Here is a 19,347-nt window from a genome sequence, read left to right as displayed (position 1 = left end):
TCAGCTCCTAACGGGTTGGAGGGCGTTCGTGACGAGCTGCATGCAGGCCTCGAACACGTCGTCGGGGATCGCGTCGCTCGCGCGATCGGGGTCGGGCCACGCCTGGTAGCGCATGCCGAGCATCTCGCCGACGCCCATGAGCGCCCAGGCGGCGACCTCCGGGTCGACGTCGGCGATCTCGCCGGAGGCGGAGGCGTCACGCAGCGCCTTGACGTAGCCGGTGGCGATGCGCTCGTAGTGGAGGCGCAGCGCGTCGGGGGCGACGAACCAGGCCTCGCGGATGATCGGGTACACCTCGGGGTGGCGGGCGAGGAAGTCGAAGTAGGCGCGGAAGCCGCCCCGCTCGGCGTCGAGCCGGTTCGTGGCGCCGGCGCTGCCTCGGCTCATCGCGTGGCGCAGCCGCCGGTTGAGGTCGAACACCACTTCCCGGAACAGTTCCAGCTTGCCGGGGAAGTACAGGTAGAAGGTGCCCATTGCCACCCCGGCCCCCTCGGTGATCTTCACGATCGACGCCTCGTGGAAGCCGTACTGCGCGAACGCCTCCTGCGCGGAGGCGATGATCTTGGCGCGCGTGGCCTCGCCACGCTTGGTGCGGGGCGCGGCGCTCATCCGGCACTCTCTTCCAGGACCGCGCGACGGCGGACCTTCTCCAGGGACCCTTCGGGCAGGTCGGACACGAAAACGATCTGGGCCGGCACCTTGTAGCGCGCGAGGTAGGAGCGGCAGTGGCGCAGCAGTTCCGCGGCGTCGACGGTGCTGCCCTCGCGGCGCACCACGCGCGCCAGACCCACCTGGCCCCACTTGTCGTCGGGCACGCCGACGACGAGCACCCGCTCCACGCCGGGGTGTTCGAGCAGCGCCTTCTCCACCTCGGCGGGGGCGACGTTGATCCCGCCGGAGATGTAGAGCCCGTCCATGCGGTCGATGATCGTGTGGTAGCCGTCGGCGTCGCGCTCGACGAGGTCGCCCGTGCGGAGCCAGCCGTCGTCGGTGAACGCCTCGCGGGTGGCGGCCTCGTCGCCGAAGTAGCCGACGAACAGCCCCGGCCCCTTGATCTGGAGTTCGCCGCGGGCCGGGCCATCGAGCACCTCGCCGGTGTCGTGGTCGACGAGCCGCACGTCGAGGTGGTGGTACGGCCGGCCCGCGGTGCCGACGTGGGCCGCCGCCTCCTCCGGCAGCAGGCACAGCACGTTCGGGCCGGCCTCGGTGAGGCCGTAGCCCTGGGTGAGGCGGACGCCGCGGTCGAGCCAGGTCTGCAGCATGGCGCCGGTGGCGGGCGCGCCGCCGACGACGGCGGTGCACAGGCTGCTGATGTCGGCGTCGGCGAAGCCCCGGTAGTCCGCGAGGGCGCGGTAGTGCGTCGGGACCCCCATCATCATCGTGATGCCCCGGGTGCGGATCAGCTCCAGGACCCTGCGCGGGTCGAAGCCGCGCTCGATGACGACCTTGGCCCCAACCCACCAGGCCAGCAGGGTCTGCACGTTCCAGGAGCCGACGTGGTGCTGCGGCAGCAGCGACAGGACCACGTCGTCGCGCGACACGGGGACGGCGCGCGAGAACGCGAGGTTGGTCCAGAAGCAGGTGGAGTGCGTGAGGATGGCAGCCTTCGGCGCGCCGGTGCTGCCGGAGGTGAACATGATCAGCAGCGGGTCGTCGTTGCGGGGCGGCCGCTGGTCGGCCGCCTCCGACGGGTGGTCGCGCGGCGGCAGGTCGTGGTCGAGCGCGTCGAACCGGATCTGCGTCGGCGCGCGGTCGAGCAGCGCTACGGCCGCGTCGGCCAGCACGCCGTACTCCTCCTCGACGACGACCAGTTGCGGGTCCACGACGCCGAGCTCGTAGGCGAGCTCGCGCGGGGCCGCCCGCCACGAGAGCGGCGACATCCCGATCCCGAGCCGGGCGCAGGCGAAGAACAGCACGACGTGGTCGGCGCTGTTGCCGGTGATCGTGACGATCCGGTCGCCCGGCCGGTACCCGGCCCGCGCGAGTCGTCGCACGAGCCGGTCGACGCGCCGGTCGAGCTCGGCGTAGGTGGTCGTCACACCGCGGTCGTCGATGGCCACCCGGTGCGCGAAGGCGCGCGCCGAGTCGCTCAGCCAACGGCCCACGGTCTGGTCGTCGGTCACACCGGCTCCTTGAGGGGTTCCTCGTCGACGGTGCCCCTGCGGAAGCGGTCCGCCAGGCCCGCGATGCCGCCCGGGAGGAACATCACGATCAGAATGAACAGCGTGCCCAGGAGGAACAGCGGCTCGCTGAGCGGGATGCGCAGCACGGCCGGAAGCTGCTGGATCTCGGGCAGCCTGGCCAGGGCGACGAGCCGCTGGTCGAGGATCGTGTAGACCGCGGCGCCGACGATCGCGCCCCACCGCTTGCCCACGCCGCCGAGGACCACCATGACGAGCAGGGTGAGCGTGAATTCCGCGGTCGTGTACGTGTGCGAGGCGCCCGACTGCAGGAGCAGGAACGCCATGCCGACGATGATCGCCAGCGTGCCGCCGACGACGAACGCGAGCAGCTTGATCAGGTAGGGCTGGCCGCCGAGGACGCGCACGCGCATGTCGTTCTCGCGGGTGGCCTTGATGCTGTGACCGGCCCGGGTCTGCTCCACCCACATCACGACGAGGTAGACCAGCACAACGATGCCCAGCGCCACCCAGTAGAGGTTGCGGGTGTTGACCACGCCGATCAGGTAGTCGGGCACGTTCGCGGTGTTGATGGACAGGCCCTCGTCGCCGCCGGTGTAGCCGCCGGGGTTCCGCCGCACGAACACGTTGCCGGCTTGGGCGAATGCCAGCGTCACCATCGCGAACGAGATCCCCGTGACGCGCAGCGAGATGGCGCCCAGCAGGTTGGTGACGAAGATGCCGATCACGAGGACGATGAGCGCGGCCGGCAGGAGCGGGATGTCGGTGCGCTCGAGGACGATGCCCAAGCCGTAGACGCCGACGCCGAAGTAGAGCGCGTGGCCGAAGCTCAGCAGCCCGGCGGTGCCGAAGATCATGTGGTAGCTGAGCGCGAGCGCCACCATCAGCATGACGTAGGCCATCAGGTGCAGGGACCCGGGCGTGTACGTCGGGCCGGGGAGGATCCCCATGCCGGGGATGTTGAGCAGCGGCAACACCGCGAGGAGCACCACGACCGCGGCCCCGATGATCGCGGGGACCCAGGGCCCCAGCGCGCTGCGGCGGGTCTCGACTGACTTCTTCACGCTGCCTTCCTTCCCATGAGGCCCTGCGGGCGGACCAGCAGGACGACGGCGAGCAGCAGCACGACGATGAAGTCGCCGTAGCCCCAGTAGTAGTTGGTGAACTGCTGCAGCACGGCGACGACCACGGATGCCACCGCGGCGCCCGCCAGCGAGCCGAGGCCGCCGATGACCGTGACGATGAACGCGAAGATCAGCAGCGAGCCGCCCAGCAGCGGGGACACGTAGCCGAAGTAGTTGCTGGCCAGCACTCCCCCGATGCCCGCGGCCATGCCGCCGATGGTGAACACCAGCGTGAAGGCGCGGCGCACGTCGATCCCGAGCGCGGTGACCATCGAGCGGTTCTCCACACCGGCCCGGATGATGAGGCCGTAGCGGGTCTTGTTGAGGAAGAGCAGGAGCCCGACCAGCACGAGCACGGCCGCGCCTATGGCGACGAACACCGTGTTGCCGACGCTGGCGCCGAGGACGTTGGTGGTCTGGGTGAGCCAGGGTGCCCGCTGGAAGTAGACGGGGTCGGAGCCCCAGATGCCCTCGAAGAGCGCGACGCTGGCGAGCGACAGGCCGACGGTGACGAGCACCTGTTCGATGTGGCGCTCGTAGAGCCGGCGCACCAGCACGAACTCCGTCAGGGCGGCGAAGAGGGCGCCGACGAGCGCGCCCACCACGATGGAGACCACGAAGCCCGACGTGGTGTCGAGCCCCATCCGGCGGCCCACCTCCCAGCCGGCGAACGCGGCCAGGGTGAGGAAGGCGCCGTGGGCGAAGTTCAGGATGCCCATGAGGCCGTAGATGAGCGAGAGGCCGGAGGCGACGAGGAAGTACAGGGCGCCGAGCCCGAGCCCGGTGATGAGCAGCAGGATGAACGTGGTCATGCCGCCACCTCCCCGTGGACGCCGAGCAGCTGCTGCACCCGGGCGGGGTCGTCGAGGAGCTCGCGTGCGGGCCCGGTGTGGACGACGCGGCCGGCGTCGATGACGACGACGCGCTCGGCGAGGGCGTCGATGACCTTGAGGTTCTGTTCGACGAGGACGATCGGCACGGTGTTCGAGGCCTCCCGGAGGGCGACGGCCACCTCGTCGACGATCTTCGGGGCGAGGCCCTTCGTGGGTTCGTCGACGAGGAGGATGCGGTTGTCGTTGATGAGCGCCCGGGCGAGCGACACCATCTGCTGCTGCCCGCCCGAGAGCGTGCCAGCGCGCTGCTGTGCGCGCTCCACGCAGACCTCGGGGAACAGCTCGCGGACGAAGTCCAGGCGGGGGTTCTTCTGGCGGATCGCGAGCGAGAGGTTCTCGGCGACGGTGAGGCCGGAGAACAGTTCGCGGTCCTCGGGCACGTAGCCCACGCCCAGCTGCACGATGCGGTGGGTGGGCAGGTGGTCGATGCGCCTGCCCTCGAGCGTCACCTCGCCGGTGCGCTGGATGAGCCCGAGGATGGACTTGATGGTGGAGGTCTTGCCGACGCCGTTGCGGCCGAGCACGGCGGTCACGCCGGTGGCGGGGACCTCGAAGCTCACGTCCTCGACGACGAGCTGCCCGCCGATGCGGCCCGCGAGGTGCGACACGGTCAGGACGTGGTTCATGATGCGATGTCCCCCAGGTAGGCGGACTGCACGGCTTGGTTCTTCATGATCCCTTCCGGGGTGTCGACGGCGATCAGCTCGCCGTGGTGCATGACGGCGACGCGGTCGACCAGGCCCAGCACCACCTCGAGGTGGTGTTCGACGATCATCACGCTGGCGCCGGTGGCATGCAGGCCTCGAATGACCTCCGTGAGGTCGGGGACGTCGTGGCTCGAGACGCCTGCCATGGGCTCGTCGAGCAGGATCACCGCCGGCTCCTGCGCGAGCAGGACGGCGATCTCGAGCTTGCGCTTGTCGCCGTGCGACAGCGAGCCGGCGAGGCGGCGCGGCTTGCCGAGCCGGACGGTGGCCAGATGGCGGAGCGCCTCCTGGGTGGCCTCGTCGTCGCGACGCGGGAAGCGCAGCACGGACAGGTTGCCGCCGAGCCGCTGCTGCGCGGCCAGGCGCACGTTCTCCAGCACGCTGAGCTGCGGGAAGAGGCTGGAGGTCTGGAACGTCCGGCCGAGGCCGCGGCGGGCGCGTCGCGAGATGGTCTCGTTGGTCACGTCGGTGCCGCGGAGCATGACCACGCCGGAGGTGGCGGGGTTGATGCCGGAGATGAGGTTGAACAGCGACGTCTTGCCTGCGCCGTTGGGCCCGATGACGCCGACGATCTCCCCCTCGGCGACGGAGAGGTTGACGCCGCGGACGATCTTGGCGCCGCCGACCTGCCAGGACAGGTCGACCAACTGGATGGCGGGGGTGCCGGGGCCCGCGTGGGCCCCGACACTCGTTGCGGTTGCCTCGGTCACGCCGCTACTGCGCTTCCGCCGGCGTCGTCTTATCCGCGGGTACCTCTTCGATGAGCTCCGGCTTCCAGGTGCCGCCGTCGTCGACGAGGCGCGCCTGGAACATGGGCTGGAGCATGGCGTGGTCGCTCTCGCGGATGGTCTGCTTGCCCTTGGGGGCGTCGAATTCCCAGCCCTCGAGTGCGGAGACCATCGCGTCGACGTCGTCGCCGCCCTCGGCGACGGCCTGGACGATCATCTGCGCCGCGACGAAGCCGTCCGGGGTGAACAGGTCCACCTCGGCGCCCGCCGCGTTGACGCGCTCGATCATCGCCTTGTTGACCTCGTTGTCGGTGGCTCCCTCGAAGTAGTGGTTGAGGAAGTTGATCCGGTCGGAGGCCTCGCCGTACGCGCCGTAGGTGGAGATGTCACCGAGGCCGGTGACCACCTTCGTGGCGTCGAGCACGCCCTGCTGGGAGAGGCCCTGCCACATCGCGCCCGACGTCGCGCCGGCCCAGGCGACGAAGACCATGTCGGGCTTCGCGTCGATGATCTGGCGGGCGAACGGCGTGAACTCGGTGGCGTCCTCGGGGACGAGCAGTTCGCTGACCTCGGCGCCGACGCCACCGAAGACGGCCTTCACCGCGGCGACGTTGCCCTGCCCGAAGGCGTTGTTCTGCGCGAACACGAGGACCTTCTGGCCGGACTCGACGAACGAGGCCGCGGTCATGACGTCCTGGACGGACTGGCGGCCGGAGCGGAAGGTGTAGTCGTTGATGCCGGTGATGGCGTCGGTGGCGGCGGGTCCGGAGATGTAGAGCACCTTGTTCTGCTCAGCCTGCTCCGCCATGGCGAGCGCCACGCCGGAGACGACGGTGCCGCCGATGATCTTGGTGCCGTTGCCGATGGCGTCCTTGGCGGCCGCGACGGCCTTGTCCGCGTTGCCGGCGTCGTCGGTGTAGGTGATCTCGAGCGCGTGGCCGTTGACCTCGTTCGTGCCGTCGGTGGCGTAGTCGAGGCCTGCTTCGAAGCCGGTGCGGAACGCTTCGCCGTAGGCGGCGAGGGGGCCGGTCTGGCTGTAGATGATGCCGACCTTCACCGGCGTGGCGGGAGCGGCAGCGCTCTCGGATTCGGAGCCGGTGGCGGTGGGGTCTTCGTTGGCGCTCTCGGCGGTGGGAGCGCAGGCACTGAGTGCGAGAGTTGCGGCGGCAACTACCGCCAGCACGGACTTTGGCATCCGCATGGGTGGTCCTTCCATGTCTCGAACCTGAAAGGTGATTCAGGTTTTGAGGAAGCGTATGTCTACGTGGAACTTGACGTAAAGGGTTTTCCCCCAACCGTTACCCCGCCGTTACAAAAGGCGGTCGGCGGATGAGGGAAACGAACCCCGCCCCTGTTTGACTGGTCACCATGCGACGTGTCCTGGTACTCGGCGGAACTGCATGGTTGGGGAATTGGACGGCGCGGCTGTGGGCCGCGGAGGGAGCGGAGGTGACCTGCCTCGCTCGGGGCGCCAGCGGTAGCGCGCCCGAAGCGGTGCGGCTCGTCGCGGCGGACCGCACGAAGCCGGGCGCCTACGATGCGCTTGACGGTGAATGGGACGAGGTGGTCGAGCTCGCCTGGGAGCCGGAACTCGTGCGCTCGGCGCTGGACGCGCTGGCGGACCGCGCGAAGCACTGGACGCTGGTCTCGACGATGTCGGTGTACCGCGACAACGACACCACGGACGCCGACGAGTCCGCTCCCCTCGTCGAGCCGGTCGACCTCTCCGACTACGGGCAGGCCAAGGTCGCTGCGGAGCAGGCCACGGCCAATCGACTCGGGGATCGCCTGCTCATCGCCAGGCCCGGGCTCATCGTCGGCCCGGGCGACCCGACCGACCGGTTCGGCTACTGGCCCGCCAGGCTGCGCCTCAGCGGCCGGGTCCTCGCCCCGACGCTCGCGGACCGCTTCGTGCAGGTCATCGACGTCGCCGACCTCGCCGACTGGCTCGTCCACGCGGGGAAGGAGCGCCTCACGGGCACCTTCAACACCATCGGCGAGCCGCACACGTTCGACGACTTCCTCACCCATGTCCGGATCAGTCTCGGCTTCGACGGCACCATCAGCCAGGCCGACGACGACTGGCTGCTCGCGCACGACGTGCGGTACTGGGCCGGCCCACGGTCGTTGCCGCTCTGGCTGCCGGCCGACATGCCGGGGTTCGCCCGTCGGAGCAACGCGCGCTACCTCGCCGCGGGCGGCAAGGTGCGGCCGTTGCGCACCACCATCGACCTCGTCCGCGACGACGAGCTCGCCCGCGGCGTGAAGCGGGCCCGACGCTCGGGGCTCACCCTGCAGGAGGAGGCCGAGCTGCTGCTCGACCTCAATTGATGCGCGCAGGGTCCTTGCGCGCGGGGGGACAATGGAGGGCGACGGTGGTCAGGCGCCCCCCTGCCTGATCACCGTCGCCCCGTTCAGTGGAAGCGGCGCCCCGCTCAGCCCTTCACGCCGCCCGCCGTCAGGCCCGAGACGATGTACTTCTGCAGGAACATGAACAGCAGGATGATCGGGATGGCCGCCAGCACCGCGCCCGCGGCGAACAGCGACCACGGTGCGTTGCGCTCGTCCGAGGCCCATTCGTAGAGGCCGACGGCGAGCGTGTAGTTCTCGGGGCGCTGCAGCACGATGCGGGCGAGAATGAACTCCCCGTAGCTGCTGACGAAGCTGAGGAGCGCCACGACGGCCAGGATCGGCGACACGAGCCGCATGATGATCCCCCAGAACACTTGGGCGTGCGTGGCGCCGTCGATCTTCGCCGCCTCGTCGAGCTCCTGCGGGATCGTGTTGAAGAAGCCGTACATCAGGAACGTGTTGGCGCCCAGCGCGCCGCCGAGGTAGACGGCGATGAGGCCGAACGGCTCGCCGAGCCCGATGAACGGGAACACCTCACGCAGCCCGAGGAGCAGGAGGAAGATCGCGACGAAGGCGAGCATCTGCGGGAACATCTGGATGATCATCAGCGCGGCGAGACCACCGCGGCGGCCCTTGAACCGGAACCTGCTGAAGGCGTACGCGGCGGACGCGGCCATCAGCACGGTCCCGATCGACGTGACGCCGGACACGTACATGGAGCGCCAGAACCAGCTCCAGAAGTTGGTGCCCGACAGACCTGCGTAGTTCTGAAGGGAGAACTCCCGGAAGAGATCGTTGGAGCCGGTCAGCGTGCCGCCCGGATTCAGCGAAGCAGACAACACGTAGAGCAAGGGCAGGAGGCAGTAGGCGATGAACAGGAGCGCGAAGACGTGCTTCCATCCCACCTCGCCCCACCAGCGCAGCGCTCCGCCCTTGACCTTCCGCTTCCTGGGCGGAGTCTGCTGCTCGATGGTGCTGACAGCCGTCGCCTGCGTGGCTGGGTACTCGTTCATCACATGATCTCCTCAAGCTTGCGGGTCTGGCGGAAGCCGAGCCACGAGATGAATCCGACGACCACGAAGATGATGATCGACAGGGCGCTGGCCAGGCCGTACTGCCTGTTGCCACCCTCGAACGAGATGGCGTACACCATCGAGATGAGGATGTCGGTCTCACCGACCAGGATCGGCGCGCCCGGGTAGTTGGGGCCGCCACCGGTCAGCATGTAGATCAGCGAGAAGTTGTTGAAGTTGAACGCGAAGCTCGCGATCAGCAGCGGCGCGACGGAGACCATCAGGATGGGCAGCGTCACGTTGAAGAAGCGCTTGATGGGGCCGGCGCCGTCGATCATGCCGGCCTCGGTGAGCTCGCCGGGGATCGACTGCAGCGCCCCCGTGCAGACCAGGAACATGTAGGGGAAGCCGAGCCAGAGGTTGACCATGATGATGGACAACTTCGCAAGGTTCCCGTCGCCCAGCCAGTTGATGGCGTTGCCGTCGAGCAGCACCTGGTTGACGAAGCCGAACTGCCGGTTGAGCATCCCCCGCCACACCAGCGCCGCGAGGAAGCCGGGGAACGCGTAGGGCAGGATGAACAGCGCCCGGTAGATCACGCGGCCCTTCACGCGCGGATCGTTGAAGATCACCGCCAGGAACAGGCCGAGCGCGAACGTGGTGAAGACCGAGAGGATCGCGAAGGCGAATGTCCACCCAAGGGAGCTCGCGAAGAGCGACGAGATCCTCGAGTCGGTGAACATCTGGGTGAAGTTGTCGAACCCGACGACCACGCGCCACCCCGGCGAGAGTTCCTCGCCGTCGTCGGCGACGAACACGCCCTGGTCCGAGTTCGCCCGGAAGAGCTTGCCCTCGGCGTTGGTGAAGGTGTCGGTGGCCTCGTCGTACTTGAGCGCCGGAAGCGACGTGGTGGCGGTGGTCCCATTGCGCGTGCGCAGCGAGCCGTCCTCCGGCTCGTCGCTGACGGGGACGCGCAGGCCGAGGACTTCCTCCTGGCGCTCGACGATCTGCGGCATCCCGAGGATCTCGCCGTCCTCGACCGCGACGACGCGGTCGTTCTCGACGGTGGCGCCGTCGAGCGGAGCGAGCGCCTCCTCTTCGGTGCCGAAACGAGCTTCGCCGTCGACGACGACCGCGAAGCCGAGCTCCCCTCCGCGATCGATCACCGTCAGGGGGAAGGATTCACCGCCCTGCACCTCGGAGGTGAGGGAGATCTGGCGGACCGCGGCGGGCTTGGAGTCGTTGTGGCCGTCACCGTAGTTGGTGAAGGCGACGTAGGCGGTCATGCCCATCACGAACAGCTGGTAGACGATCAGGAAGACCAGGCCGGGAAAGAGGTACTTGGCCGGGATGGCCCGCTTGGAGAAGTAGATGTAGTCGGCCGCGATGAGCGTCACGACCAGGACCCCGAGGATTGCCCATTGTTCCTGGGCGTACGACGCCAAGATGCCGTACACGCCGAAGGCGTTGACGAGGGCCATCAGGGCGAGCTTCACGTAGAACCCGGGGCGGCTCAGATCCCTGGCGTGGGAGAGTTGCGGCGTCGTTGCCTGTGACTTGATGTCGTTCACGAGTCCACTTTCGCACAAGTAATGGATGCGGGCTGCGCAGTTTGTGGAAAGAAACTACGCAGCCCGCGATGGATGGTCAGTCCCGGAGGATCAGAACTTGGCCTTGATGTTGTCGTTCATCGTCTGCCAGGCGGCGGCGGCGTCGGGCGAGGTGCCGTTGATGATGGCGACCTCGGTGCCACCCCAGAACTCCCACACGGCGGCCATCTCGGGGATGACCGGCATGGGCTGGCCTTCGGCGCCGGCCTCGTTGAAGCCCTGGAGCAGCTCGTCGTCGACGGCCTCGGCCGACTCGATGAGCGCCGGGACGCGGCCGCCCTGCTCGAAGAGGACGTCCTGGGCTTCCTTCGTGGACAGGAAGTCGACGAATTGGTTCGCGGGGAGAGCGTTCTCCGAGTAGGAGGAGACGTAGACGCCCTGGACGCCGACGAACGGTGCAGCGGTCTCGCCACCGGCCGACGGCACGGGCAGCACGGAGATGTCCATGCCCGCATCGACGAACTCGGAGGTCCACCAGGGACCCGTGATCATGTAGGGCGACTTGCCGTCGAGGAAGGCCTGCTTGGCCTGGTCGCCGCCGAGGTCGGCCGAGAGGACGCCGTCCTTGCCGAGCTTCTGGATGTACTCGGCGAACTTGGTGCCGTTCTCGCCCTCCATGCCGAGCTCGGTGGTGTAGTCACCGTTCTCGTCCGTGACGAACACCGGCGCACCGAACGACGTCTGGATCGGGTACAGGTGGTAGGCGTCACCGCTGGGGCCCTGCTGGATGATGATCGGGAACTCCGCGCCCTCCACGGCCTTGCCCTGGGCGATCAGCTCGTCGAAGGTGGCGGGGGTGTCCTGGACCAGCTCGTTGTTGCGGACCAGTGCGATGTTCTCCATCGCGTAGGGAACGCCGTAGACGTTGCCCTCGAGCGTGAACGCCTGCACCGCGACGGGGTTGAACAGGTCCGCCTTGGAGGCGAAGTCGATCGGGGCGACCACACCGTTCTCGACCAGCTGGCCGAGCCCGTCATGCGCGGTCACGATCATGTCGGGGCCCTGGCCCGTGGGGGCCTGGGCGATGAAGTCCTGGCCGATGTCACCGGTGGGCTTCTGGACGACGTCGAGCGTCACGCCCGACTCCTCGCCGAACATCTCGCCGAGCTGCTGGAATGCGGCGACTCGCGTCTCGTCGGCCCAGATGGTGAGGGTTCCGCCGTCGGCGGGGGCTTCGCTCGTCGCCTCTCCCGAGGGCGACTCAGTGGCCTCTGTCGTTTCGGATGCAGTCGGCTCGGGCGTTTCGTTGGTATCAGCAGTACCGCCACCGCAGGCCGTCAGAACGACGGACACGCCTGCGGCAAGGGCGATGAGGCTCTTACGCATGGGTCGGATCTCCTTTGACTCTGAAGGGGTGTCGCGGGCTCTGCGGCTCCCCTCATGTCCGTAACTGTAACCCGTCGGGGGCCGTCGTTTCAATGGGGGTTGCAAAGTTTGCGAAGTTGTTACAAACCCTTGCATGCCACTCGCATCGGCGGTACGGTTTCGCCATCTGATTGTCTCGAGAAACAACGGGGTCACGAGAATGACGCTTGCCGACATCGCTGCGGCCGCTGGCGTGTCCACGGCCACCGTCTCGCGTGTGATGAACCAGAAACCAGGGGTGAAGGACAGCACACGCGCAGTGGTCATGCGCGCCCTACAGGCCGCTGGCTACGAGCAACCCCGCCAACACTTCTCCAAGCACGTCGTCGCCGTGCTCGTCCCCGAGCTGTCGAACCCGTCGTTCCCGCAGTTCGCACAGGAGCTCACGCAGGTGCTGTTCGCGGCCGGCTACAGCGCCATCGTGTGCCCGGTCAGCCAGGGCGGCTACAGCGAGACGCAGTACCTCGACATGCTGCTCGACTCGGACCTGAGCGGCATCATCTCGGTCTCCGGCGCCTCCGCCGACTCGCTGGCCTCGAAAGCGCCTTACCATCGTTTGCAAGATGCAAGAATGCCCGCCGTCTACATCAACGGCAGCAACGAATCCATCGATGCACCCTTCTTCTGCTCGTCCGATGCGGCAGGGATCCGGCTCGCCGTGGACCATCTGCGCGGCCTCGGCCACTCGCGCATAGGACTGGCCGTGGGTGAGCCGCGCTACCTCCCCACCTCACGCAAGATCGAGGCCTTCGCCGCGCTCGGATTCCCCGAGGACGAGAGCGTCGTGACGACGGAGTACACCGCCGACGGCGGGGCGCGGGCGGGCCGTCGGCTCCTCCAGAGCGGGCACACCGCGGTCATCTGCGGCTCCGACGTGATGGCGCTCGGACTCATGCGCGACGCCGAGCGGCACGGCCTCCGCGCCCCGGGCGACTTCAGCGTCGTCGGGTACGATGATTCACCCATCATGCGGTTGACCAATCTGACGACGGTGCGCCAGCCGGTGAAGACCATCAGCGAGGCCGCCGTGAGCACCCTCCTCCGCCTGATCGGCGGGGAGGAGGTGCCGATCGAGGAGCAGTTGTTCAACCCCGACCTCACCATCCGGCAATCGACAGGAACAGCACCCAATGACTGACCAGAGCTGGTGGCGCACGGCCGTCATCTACCAGATCTACCCCCGCTCCTTCGCGGACGGCAACGGAGACGGGTACGGCGACCTCCCAGGCATCATCTCCCGCCTCGACCACCTGGTGGACCTCGGCGTGGATGCCGTGTGGTTGTCGCCCTTCTACAAGTCCCCCATGGTGGACGCGGGCTACGACGTCGAGGACTACACCGAGGTCGACCCACTGTTCGGCACCACGGAGGACGCCGAGCGCCTGATCGCCGAGTGCCACACCCGCGACCTCAAGGTGATCGTCGACCTCGTCCCCAACCACACCAGCTCCGAGCACGAGTGGTTCAAGGCGGCCGTGGCCGCCGGACCCGGCTCCCCCGAGCGCGAGGTCTACCACTTCTACGACGGCAAGGGCGAGCACGGCGAGATCCCGCCGAACAACTGGAAGTCCGTGCTCGGCGGCCGCGCCTGGACGCGTCTCGTCGGACCCGACGGCGAACCCGAGCAGTGGTACCTCCACCTGTTCGACCCCAAGCAGCCCGACCTCAACTGGGACTCCGAGCGCGTCCGCGAGATGTTCGACGACGTCCTGCGCTTCTGGCTCGACCGCGGCGTCGACGGCTTCCGCGTCGACGTCGCCCACTCGCTGGTGAAGGCCAAGGGCCTCCCGGACGACGACGAGGAGCTGCGCATGCTGAGCGGCTCCGCGGGCCCGATGTGGGACCAGGACGGCGTGCACGAGGTCTACCGCCGCTGGCGCAGGATCCTCGACTCGTACGAGGGTGAGCGGATCCTCGTCGCCGAGGCCTGGGTGGGCAACCCTGAGCGGCTCGCGCTCTACCTGCGCCCCGACGAGATGCACACGGCCTTCAACTTCGACTTCCTGGCCTCCCCCTGGGACGCCGACGAGTACCGCCGCCGCATCACCAACTCGCTGGCCGCCGACGACCTCGTCGGTGCCCCCACGACGTGGGTGCTCAGCAACCACGACACCGTGCGCCACGTCTCCCGGCTCGGCCGCGCCGAGAAGCCGGGCGTGCACCGCGAGGGCATCGGCCCCGACGATCCGCAGCCGGACAACGTGCTGGGTCTCGCCCGCGCGAAGGCCGCCACCCTCATGGCGCTGTCGCTGCCGGGTTCGGCGTACCTCTACCAGGGCGAGGAGCTGGGGCTCCCGGAGCACACCACGCTCCCCCACGAGTTCCGCGAGGACCCCACCTACTTCAACTCCCTGCATGGCGAGGTGGGCCGCGACGGCGCACGCATCCCCATGCCGTGGGAGGCGGGCAAGCCCGGCATGGGCTTCTCGCCCAACGGGAAGACGTGGCTGCCCCAGCCCGAGAACTACCACGACCTCGCCGTCGACCAGCAGGCGCACCGCGACGACTCGACGCTCGGCCTGTACAAGCGCGCGCTGGTGCTGCGTCGCGAACTCGGGCTGGGCGCCGGGGAACTCACCTGGCGCGACGACTTCCCCGACGGGATCGTCGCCTACGAGAACCGTGGCGTCCTCGTCGCGGTCAACGTGAGCGCAAAGCCCATTGCCCTCCCCGACGGTGAGGTGCTGCTCAGCAGCGAGCGGCTCGACGGCACCCTGCCGACGAACTCCGCCGCTTGGATCCGCCTGTAGCGGCTTACACCTGGAACTCCGGTGGGAGGCTTTGCACCGAGCTTGGTTCAAAGCCTCCCACCGGAGTCGTTTGTTCGGCCCCTGGTCAGACGCGCGAGACTTCCGGGAGCCTGGCGCCCGCGAACACCCCGACGACGCCGAGCGCGGCGAGGAACAGGAGCGCCCAGGGAATCGCGACCGCGGCAAGCGCGGAACTGATCGCGCCGACGACCAGCAGGATGATGCCCATGGCCGAGTTCGACACGGCCACGTAGGTGGTCCGCAGGTCGCCCTCGGCCATGTCGACGACGTAGGTCTTCCTGCCCACCCGCACCCCGGTGTGCAACAGCGTGAGCAGGAAGTAGCTGCCGATGAACAGCGCGGTGCCGAGCGGCTCGTCCCCGCGGAATCCCGGGAGCGCGGTGATGATGACCACCGCGACGACGACCGCCGACGCCCCACCAGCGCCGACGGACATGAGCCGCCGACTGGAGCGATCGGCCCACCTGCCGAACAGCCGACCGCCGAGCAGCGCCGCGACGCCGGACGCGATCACGAATCCGCCGAGGCCCGCCAGCCCGGACGAGCCGGACTGCACCGAGAGCGTCACGACGAAGGGCGGGCTGAGTGCCGAGACGAGCAGGAAGCTGCGCACGCCGACGAAGTGGCGGAAGTCGCGGTCGTCGCGCAGCAGGGCGCCCGTCCTGCGGAGCCAGTAGGCGCCCGACGCGGCAGCGTCGCCGGCCTCCTCGTCGACGGGCTCGTCGATGACCGCGTAGACCGACGCGGCCAGTACCCACAGCGCCGCGCCGAGGGCGAGCAACCAGGCGAGCTGCGGGCCGCCGAGGTCGCCTCCCAGCCACCGGATCGCGAGCCCGAGCGTGATCGCGACGAGTCCGGCCGCAGTGGTGGCCATGCCGTTGATCCGGCCCCGCTCCCCCTTCGGCACGGTCCGGCCCTGCACGTCCTTGGAGGAGATCGAGCACAGGCAGCGGCCGAACGCGAACACCGCGAGCGCCGCGATCAGGACCACACCGGCCGCCAGTCCGCGCCCGAGCGCGGCGGTGAGGGCCATCGTCGCCACCGCCGCCGCCTGGACGAGCGCCCCGGCGACGAACACCCACTTGCGCTGCCGCACCCGCACCACCAGCGGCGTGAGGAACGCCTGCGGCAGCATCGACCCCGACTCCCGGATCGGCACCAGGAGGCCGATGAGCGCGGCGGGGACGCCGAGCGCGTGGAACAGCCAGGGCAGCACCGTCGAGGCGCCGACGGTCTGGTCGCCCGACGACTGCAGCGCGCTGGCCGCGACGAGTTTCAGTTTGTTGCGCGAACGGGTGGAGACGATCACCCTGCCACGTTAGCGGGGCGACAACGCCCGAAGCGCTCACCCGCGCTTAGCACCAATTGCCCCTGGCGGGGGCCGCGTGGGAACTTATGGCAATGGTGCAGCGTTGTACTGAGGAATGATGTACATATTGCTGTGACGGAGTAGAAGTCAGTGCAGTGTCGCTCTGTGGATTGCACTCCGCAAGAAGAAGGGAGCCAGCGTTGGCCAGGAAAAAGGTAGCCGTCGGATCGACCATCGGTCTGCACGCCCGTCCTGCGCGCATCATCGCGGAGGCGGCCCAGAAGTTCACCGATTCGGTCCTCCTCACGTTCAACGGCCAGTCCGTCGTCGCGGGCTCGCCGCTGCTGATCATGTCGCTGGGTGCCGAGCACGGCGCCGAGGTCACCGTGTCCAGCGAGAACGAGACCGCGACCGAGACGATCGCGGCCCTGCTCGCCCAGGACCTCGACGACGAGGACTAGCCCCTAGCTGAGGTTCTTGCTGTCGGCACGGTCCAGTTCCCGCTCGATCGAGGCGATCACCTCGGGCGTCATCGCGGGCAACGACTCGGTGTCCGGCCCCTGGTTGGACAACTGCTCTGGGTTGAGCAGCGCGTCCACCTCGTCGCCGGTGAGCAGGCCCTTGTCCACGACGAGGTCGCGCACCGTCCCCTCACCGCGCAGCGCGGCCTTAGCCAGCTCCGCCGCCCGGAGGTAGCCGATCGCGGGCGTGAGTGCGGTGACGACACCCACCGAACTGCCCACCATCTGGGCCAGTCGGTCGCGGTCGGCGGTGATGCCGTCGACGCAGTTGATCCGCAGGGTCCGCACGGCGCGCCTCAGCCAGGTGACGTTCTGCAGCAGGACGTGCGCCATGACGGGCTCGAAGGCGTTGAGCTGCAGCTGGCCGGCCTCGCTCGCCATGGTGACGGTCACGTCGGAGCCGGCGATGACGAACGCCACCTGCGAGACCGCCTCGGGGATCACGGGGTTGACCTTGCCGGGCATGATCGACGAGCCCGCCTGCTTCGCGGGCAGGTGAATCTCCCCCAGACCCGCCTGCGGGCCGGACGACAGCAGCCGCAGGTCGTTGCAAATCTTGCTGAGCTTCATCGCGTTGCGCTTGAGCACCGAGGACGCCGACATGAAGACGCCCGTGTCGCTCGTGGCCTCGATGAGGTCGGTCGCGGTGCGCACGTGGGGCTCGTCGGTGATCTCGCGCAGGTGGCGGACCACCGCGTCGGCGTACCCCTCGCGCGCGGTGATGCCGGTGCCGATGGCCGTGGCGCCGAGGTTCATCTCGAGCATGAGCGGCAGCACGTCCCGGAGCCGGGCGATGTCCTCCCCCAGCGTCGACGCGAAGCCGCGGAACTCCTGGCCGAGCGTCATCGGCACCGCGTCCTGCAGCTGGGTGCGGCCCACCTTGAGGACGTCGCGGAACTCGCGGCCCTTCTGCCGGAAGGAGTACTGCAGCAGCTGCACCTCGGCGATGAGCTTCTTGAAGCCGTAGACGACGGCGAGCTTCACCGCCGACGGGTAGGTGTCGTTGGTGGACTGCGACCGGTTGACGTGGTCGAGGGGCGACAGGTAGTCGTAGTCGCCCTTCGGCCGGCCGGCGAGCTCGAGCGCCCGGTTGGCGATCACCTCGTTGACGTTCATGTTGGTGCTCGTGCCCGCGCCGCCCTGGATGACCCCGACGACGAACTGGTCGTGCAGGTGCCCGTCGATGATCTCCTGGCACGCCTTGTCGATCAGGGCGAACCGCTCGTCGTCGAGGTCGCCGAGCTCGTGGTTCGCGCGGGCGGCGGCCTGCTTCACCTGCGCATAGGCGACGATGAAGTCCGGGTAGACGTTGATCTGCCGCTTCGAGATGGCGAAGTTCTCCAGCGCCCGGGCGGTGTGGATGCCCCAGTAGGCCTCCTCGGGGACCTCCATCGAGCCGAGCGAGTCGTGCTCGGTGCGGAAGGTCATTCGGTGGCCTCCGCGAGGTTCGCCAGCAGTTGCGCCTCGGCGTGGGCCGCCTTGGCGAAGTCGTCGAGGCCGAGCGACTCGTCGAAGCCGTGCATCCGCGAGTAGGGGTCGACGACGGCCGTGACCAGCACCAGCGCCTCGGGGTTGCGGGCGGCGAACTCGGCGACGATCGGGATGGACCCGCCGATGCCGACCTCCACCGGATCCTTGCCGAACGCCTCCCGGAAGGCGGCGACGCTTGCCTGCGCCCGGGCGTCGCTCAGCTCGATGCGGCTGCCGGCCGACCCGCGGCCGAGCTCCACCTCGACCTTCGCGCCCCACGGCGCGTGCTCCAGGAGGTGCCGCTTCAGCGCCTCGCCGGCGGCGTCGGGGTCCTGCGTCGGCGCGATCCGGACGCTGACGACGGCGCGGGCGCTGGCGACGAGCACGTTGGCCACGTCCTTCACCGGGGTGGCGTCGATGGCGAGGACGGAGGCCGTGGGCTTGGTCCACAGCCGGGCCGCGGCGGGCCCGTCGCCGATGAACTCGACACCATCCAGCAGCCCCACCTCATCGCGGAGCCGCTTCTCGGAGTAGTCGACGTCGACGTCGTCGGAGCTCACGAGGCCCTCGATGGCGACGTTGCCGCGCTCGTCGTGGAGGGTGGCGAGCAGCCGGGACAGCGCGGTGAGCGCGTCGGGGACCACGCCGCCGTAGGCGCCGGAGTGCAGCGGCGCCTCGAGGGTGGAGACGGTGACCTTCGCGTCGACGAGGCCGCGCAGCATCGTCGTGAGCGACGGGGTGCCGATCTCCCAGTTGATGGCGTCGGCGACGATGTACACGTCGGCCTTCAGCTCGTCGGGGTGCTGGTCCATGAGCTGCGTGATCGTGGGCGACCCCTGCTCCTCCTCGCCCTCGATGAAGAGCTTCACGCCGACTGGCGGCTTGCCCTCGAAGGCGCGCAGCGCGGCGAGGTGGACGGCGATGCCGCCCTTGTCGTCGGCGGCTCCGCGGCCCCAGAGCCGGCCGTCGCGCTCGGTGGCGCTGAACGGTGCGCTGGTCCACTTGGCGGGGTCGCCGGTGGGCTGCACGTCGTAGTGGGCGTAGAGCAGCACGGTCGGGCGGCCTGCGGGTGCCGGGTAGTGGCCGTAGACGGCCGGCTTGCCGCCCGCCTCCAGCAGCCGCACCTCGGGGCAGCCGGCGTCGGTCAGGAGCCGGGACACCTCCGCGGCGGCGGCGAGCACGTCGTCGTGGTGCTCGGGCATGGAGGAGATGGACGGGATGGCCACGAGTCGCTCGAGATCGGCGATGACGCCGGGCAGGACTCCTTCAACTTGCGCACGAATAGTCACGAATCGCAGCCTAGCCGCGGCGCCTGCGCGCCGCAGCCGGACATGCTACGGGGC

Annotated in this window: 17 protein-coding genes; 4 read left to right on the top strand and 13 right to left on the bottom strand. The window is 69.0% G+C overall.

The window, feature by feature from the left end:
• Genes BLR46_RS08265 through BLR46_RS08235 form a run of 7 tightly spaced genes read right to left on the bottom strand, consistent with a single transcriptional unit; the run spans window position 1 to window position 6,794 of the window.
• Window positions 1–609, bottom strand: coding sequence for a TetR/AcrR family transcriptional regulator (locus BLR46_RS08265; protein ID WP_093250960.1), 609 nt, complete (start codon window positions 607–609; stop codon window positions 1–3).
• Window positions 606–2,123 carry a class I adenylate-forming enzyme family protein gene (locus tag BLR46_RS08260; protein ID WP_093250958.1) on the bottom strand — a complete coding sequence of 506 codons (1,518 nt, stop codon included), beginning with the start codon at window positions 2,121–2,123 and terminating at the stop codon, window positions 606–608. Before BLR46_RS08260 ends, BLR46_RS08265 begins: the two co-directional genes overlap by 4 nt.
• A complete protein-coding gene (locus BLR46_RS08255) occupies window positions 2,120–3,205 on the bottom strand; it encodes a branched-chain amino acid ABC transporter permease (RefSeq protein ID WP_218118405.1) in 1,086 nt (361 codons plus the stop codon). The genes BLR46_RS08260 and BLR46_RS08255 overlap by 4 nt, the downstream gene beginning before the upstream one ends.
• Window positions 3,202–4,077 carry a branched-chain amino acid ABC transporter permease gene (locus BLR46_RS08250; RefSeq protein ID WP_093250956.1) on the bottom strand — a complete coding sequence of 292 codons (876 nt, stop codon included), beginning with the start codon at window positions 4,075–4,077 and terminating at the stop codon, window positions 3,202–3,204. The genes BLR46_RS08255 and BLR46_RS08250 overlap by 4 nt, the downstream gene beginning before the upstream one ends.
• Window positions 4,074–4,784, bottom strand: coding sequence for an ABC transporter ATP-binding protein (locus BLR46_RS08245; protein ID WP_176761712.1), 711 nt, complete (start codon window positions 4,782–4,784; stop codon window positions 4,074–4,076). Before BLR46_RS08245 ends, BLR46_RS08250 begins: the two co-directional genes overlap by 4 nt.
• Window positions 4,781–5,575 (bottom strand): ABC transporter ATP-binding protein, encoded by a 795-nt coding sequence (locus tag BLR46_RS08240; protein WP_218118404.1) that lies wholly within the window; start codon window positions 5,573–5,575, stop codon window positions 4,781–4,783. The genes BLR46_RS08245 and BLR46_RS08240 overlap by 4 nt, the downstream gene beginning before the upstream one ends.
• Window positions 5,576–5,579: 4 nt before the next feature.
• Window positions 5,580–6,794, bottom strand: a complete 1,215-nt coding sequence (locus tag BLR46_RS08235; protein WP_093250951.1) for a substrate-binding domain-containing protein — start codon at window positions 6,792–6,794, stop codon at window positions 5,580–5,582.
• Window positions 6,795–6,961: 167 nt separating this feature from the next.
• Here BLR46_RS08235 and BLR46_RS08230 point away from each other — a divergent pair, with 167 nt between their 5' ends.
• A complete protein-coding gene (locus BLR46_RS08230) occupies window positions 6,962–7,924 on the top strand; it encodes an NAD-dependent epimerase/dehydratase family protein (RefSeq protein WP_093250948.1) in 963 nt (320 codons plus the stop codon).
• Window positions 7,925–8,028: 104 nt separating this feature from the next.
• On the opposite strand, the gene BLR46_RS08225 is transcribed toward BLR46_RS08230, so the two are convergent.
• The 3 genes from BLR46_RS08225 to BLR46_RS08215 all read right to left on the bottom strand — a co-directional run bounded on the left by BLR46_RS08225 (window position 8,029) and on the right by BLR46_RS08215 (window position 11,894).
• Complete coding sequence (locus BLR46_RS08225) at window positions 8,029–8,958, bottom strand: sugar ABC transporter permease (protein WP_093250947.1); 930 nt, start codon at window positions 8,956–8,958, stop codon at window positions 8,029–8,031.
• Entirely contained in the window at window positions 8,958–10,529 is a 1,572-nt protein-coding gene (locus tag BLR46_RS08220; RefSeq protein WP_245701603.1) for an ABC transporter permease subunit, read from the bottom strand. The genes BLR46_RS08225 and BLR46_RS08220 overlap by 1 nt, the downstream gene beginning before the upstream one ends.
• A gap of 90 nt (window positions 10,530–10,619) precedes the next feature.
• The gene (locus tag BLR46_RS08215) at window positions 10,620–11,894 is read right to left on the bottom strand and encodes a sugar ABC transporter substrate-binding protein (protein WP_093250944.1); all 1,275 of its coding nucleotides are present in this window, start codon (window positions 11,892–11,894) and stop codon (window positions 10,620–10,622) included.
• Window positions 11,895–12,093: 199 nt separating this feature from the next.
• Between BLR46_RS08215 and BLR46_RS08210 the strand changes: the two genes are divergently transcribed.
• Together BLR46_RS08210 and BLR46_RS08205 are read left to right on the top strand one after the other, a co-directional pair.
• Complete coding sequence (locus tag BLR46_RS08210) at window positions 12,094–13,071, top strand: LacI family DNA-binding transcriptional regulator (RefSeq protein ID WP_093250942.1); 978 nt, start codon at window positions 12,094–12,096, stop codon at window positions 13,069–13,071.
• The gene (locus BLR46_RS08205; protein ID WP_093250940.1) at window positions 13,064–14,683 is read left to right on the top strand and encodes a glycoside hydrolase family 13 protein; all 1,620 of its coding nucleotides are present in this window, start codon (window positions 13,064–13,066) and stop codon (window positions 14,681–14,683) included. The genes BLR46_RS08210 and BLR46_RS08205 overlap by 8 nt, the downstream gene beginning before the upstream one ends.
• An 85-nt stretch (window positions 14,684–14,768) precedes the next feature.
• Here the strand turns inward: BLR46_RS08205 and BLR46_RS08200 are convergent, their stop codons facing one another.
• A complete protein-coding gene (locus BLR46_RS08200; RefSeq protein ID WP_093250937.1) occupies window positions 14,769–16,013 on the bottom strand; it encodes an MFS transporter in 1,245 nt (414 codons plus the stop codon).
• A 200-nt stretch (window positions 16,014–16,213) separates the two neighbouring features.
• On the opposite strand from BLR46_RS08200, the gene BLR46_RS08195 reads away from it, so the two are divergent.
• Window positions 16,214–16,474, top strand: a complete 261-nt coding sequence (locus BLR46_RS08195) for an HPr family phosphocarrier protein (RefSeq protein WP_093250935.1) — start codon at window positions 16,214–16,216, stop codon at window positions 16,472–16,474.
• A 3-nt stretch (window positions 16,475–16,477) separates the two neighbouring features.
• Here BLR46_RS08195 and BLR46_RS08190 read toward each other — a convergent pair whose 3' ends face one another.
• Complete coding sequence (locus tag BLR46_RS08190; RefSeq protein WP_093250933.1) at window positions 16,478–17,962, bottom strand: aspartate ammonia-lyase; 1,485 nt, start codon at window positions 17,960–17,962, stop codon at window positions 16,478–16,480.
• Window positions 17,959–19,302: a dipeptidase gene (locus BLR46_RS08185; protein ID WP_425441390.1), complete on the bottom strand. Its 1,344-nt coding sequence runs from the start codon at window positions 19,300–19,302 to the stop codon at window positions 17,959–17,961. The genes BLR46_RS08190 and BLR46_RS08185 overlap by 4 nt, the downstream gene beginning before the upstream one ends.
• Window positions 19,303–19,347 lie beyond the last annotated feature (45 nt).

Origin of the sequence: Tessaracoccus oleiagri (assembly GCF_900103275.1) — a bacterium.
In the GTDB taxonomy this organism is placed as follows: domain Bacteria; phylum Actinomycetota; class Actinomycetes; order Propionibacteriales; family Propionibacteriaceae; genus Arachnia; species Arachnia oleiagri.
This window is presented reverse-complemented; position numbering and strand designations above follow the sequence as displayed.

What these genes read in the sequence shown, in the direction of transcription:
- BLR46_RS08210 (WP_093250942.1), top strand. Translation starts at nt 12,094, where the DNA reads ATGACGCTTGCCGACATCGCTGCGGCCGCTGGCGTGTCCACGGCCACC.
- BLR46_RS08265 (WP_093250960.1), bottom strand. Translation starts at nt 609, where the DNA reads ATGAGCGCCGCGCCCCGCACCAAGCGTGGCGAGGCCACGCGCGCCAAG.
- BLR46_RS08215 (WP_093250944.1), bottom strand. Translation starts at nt 11,894, where the DNA reads ATGCGTAAGAGCCTCATCGCCCTTGCCGCAGGCGTGTCCGTCGTTCTG.
- BLR46_RS08205 (WP_093250940.1), top strand. Translation starts at nt 13,064, where the DNA reads ATGACTGACCAGAGCTGGTGGCGCACGGCCGTCATCTACCAGATCTAC.
- BLR46_RS08225 (WP_093250947.1), bottom strand. Translation starts at nt 8,958, where the DNA reads ATGAACGAGTACCCAGCCACGCAGGCGACGGCTGTCAGCACCATCGAG.
- BLR46_RS08235 (WP_093250951.1), bottom strand. Translation starts at nt 6,794, where the DNA reads ATGCGGATGCCAAAGTCCGTGCTGGCGGTAGTTGCCGCCGCAACTCTC.
- BLR46_RS08230 (WP_093250948.1), top strand. Translation starts at nt 6,962, where the DNA reads ATGCGACGTGTCCTGGTACTCGGCGGAACTGCATGGTTGGGGAATTGG.
- BLR46_RS08250 (WP_093250956.1), bottom strand. Translation starts at nt 4,077, where the DNA reads ATGACCACGTTCATCCTGCTGCTCATCACCGGGCTCGGGCTCGGCGCC.
- BLR46_RS08190 (WP_093250933.1), bottom strand. Translation starts at nt 17,962, where the DNA reads ATGACCTTCCGCACCGAGCACGACTCGCTCGGCTCGATGGAGGTCCCC.
- BLR46_RS08245 (WP_176761712.1), bottom strand. Translation starts at nt 4,784, where the DNA reads ATGAACCACGTCCTGACCGTGTCGCACCTCGCGGGCCGCATCGGCGGG.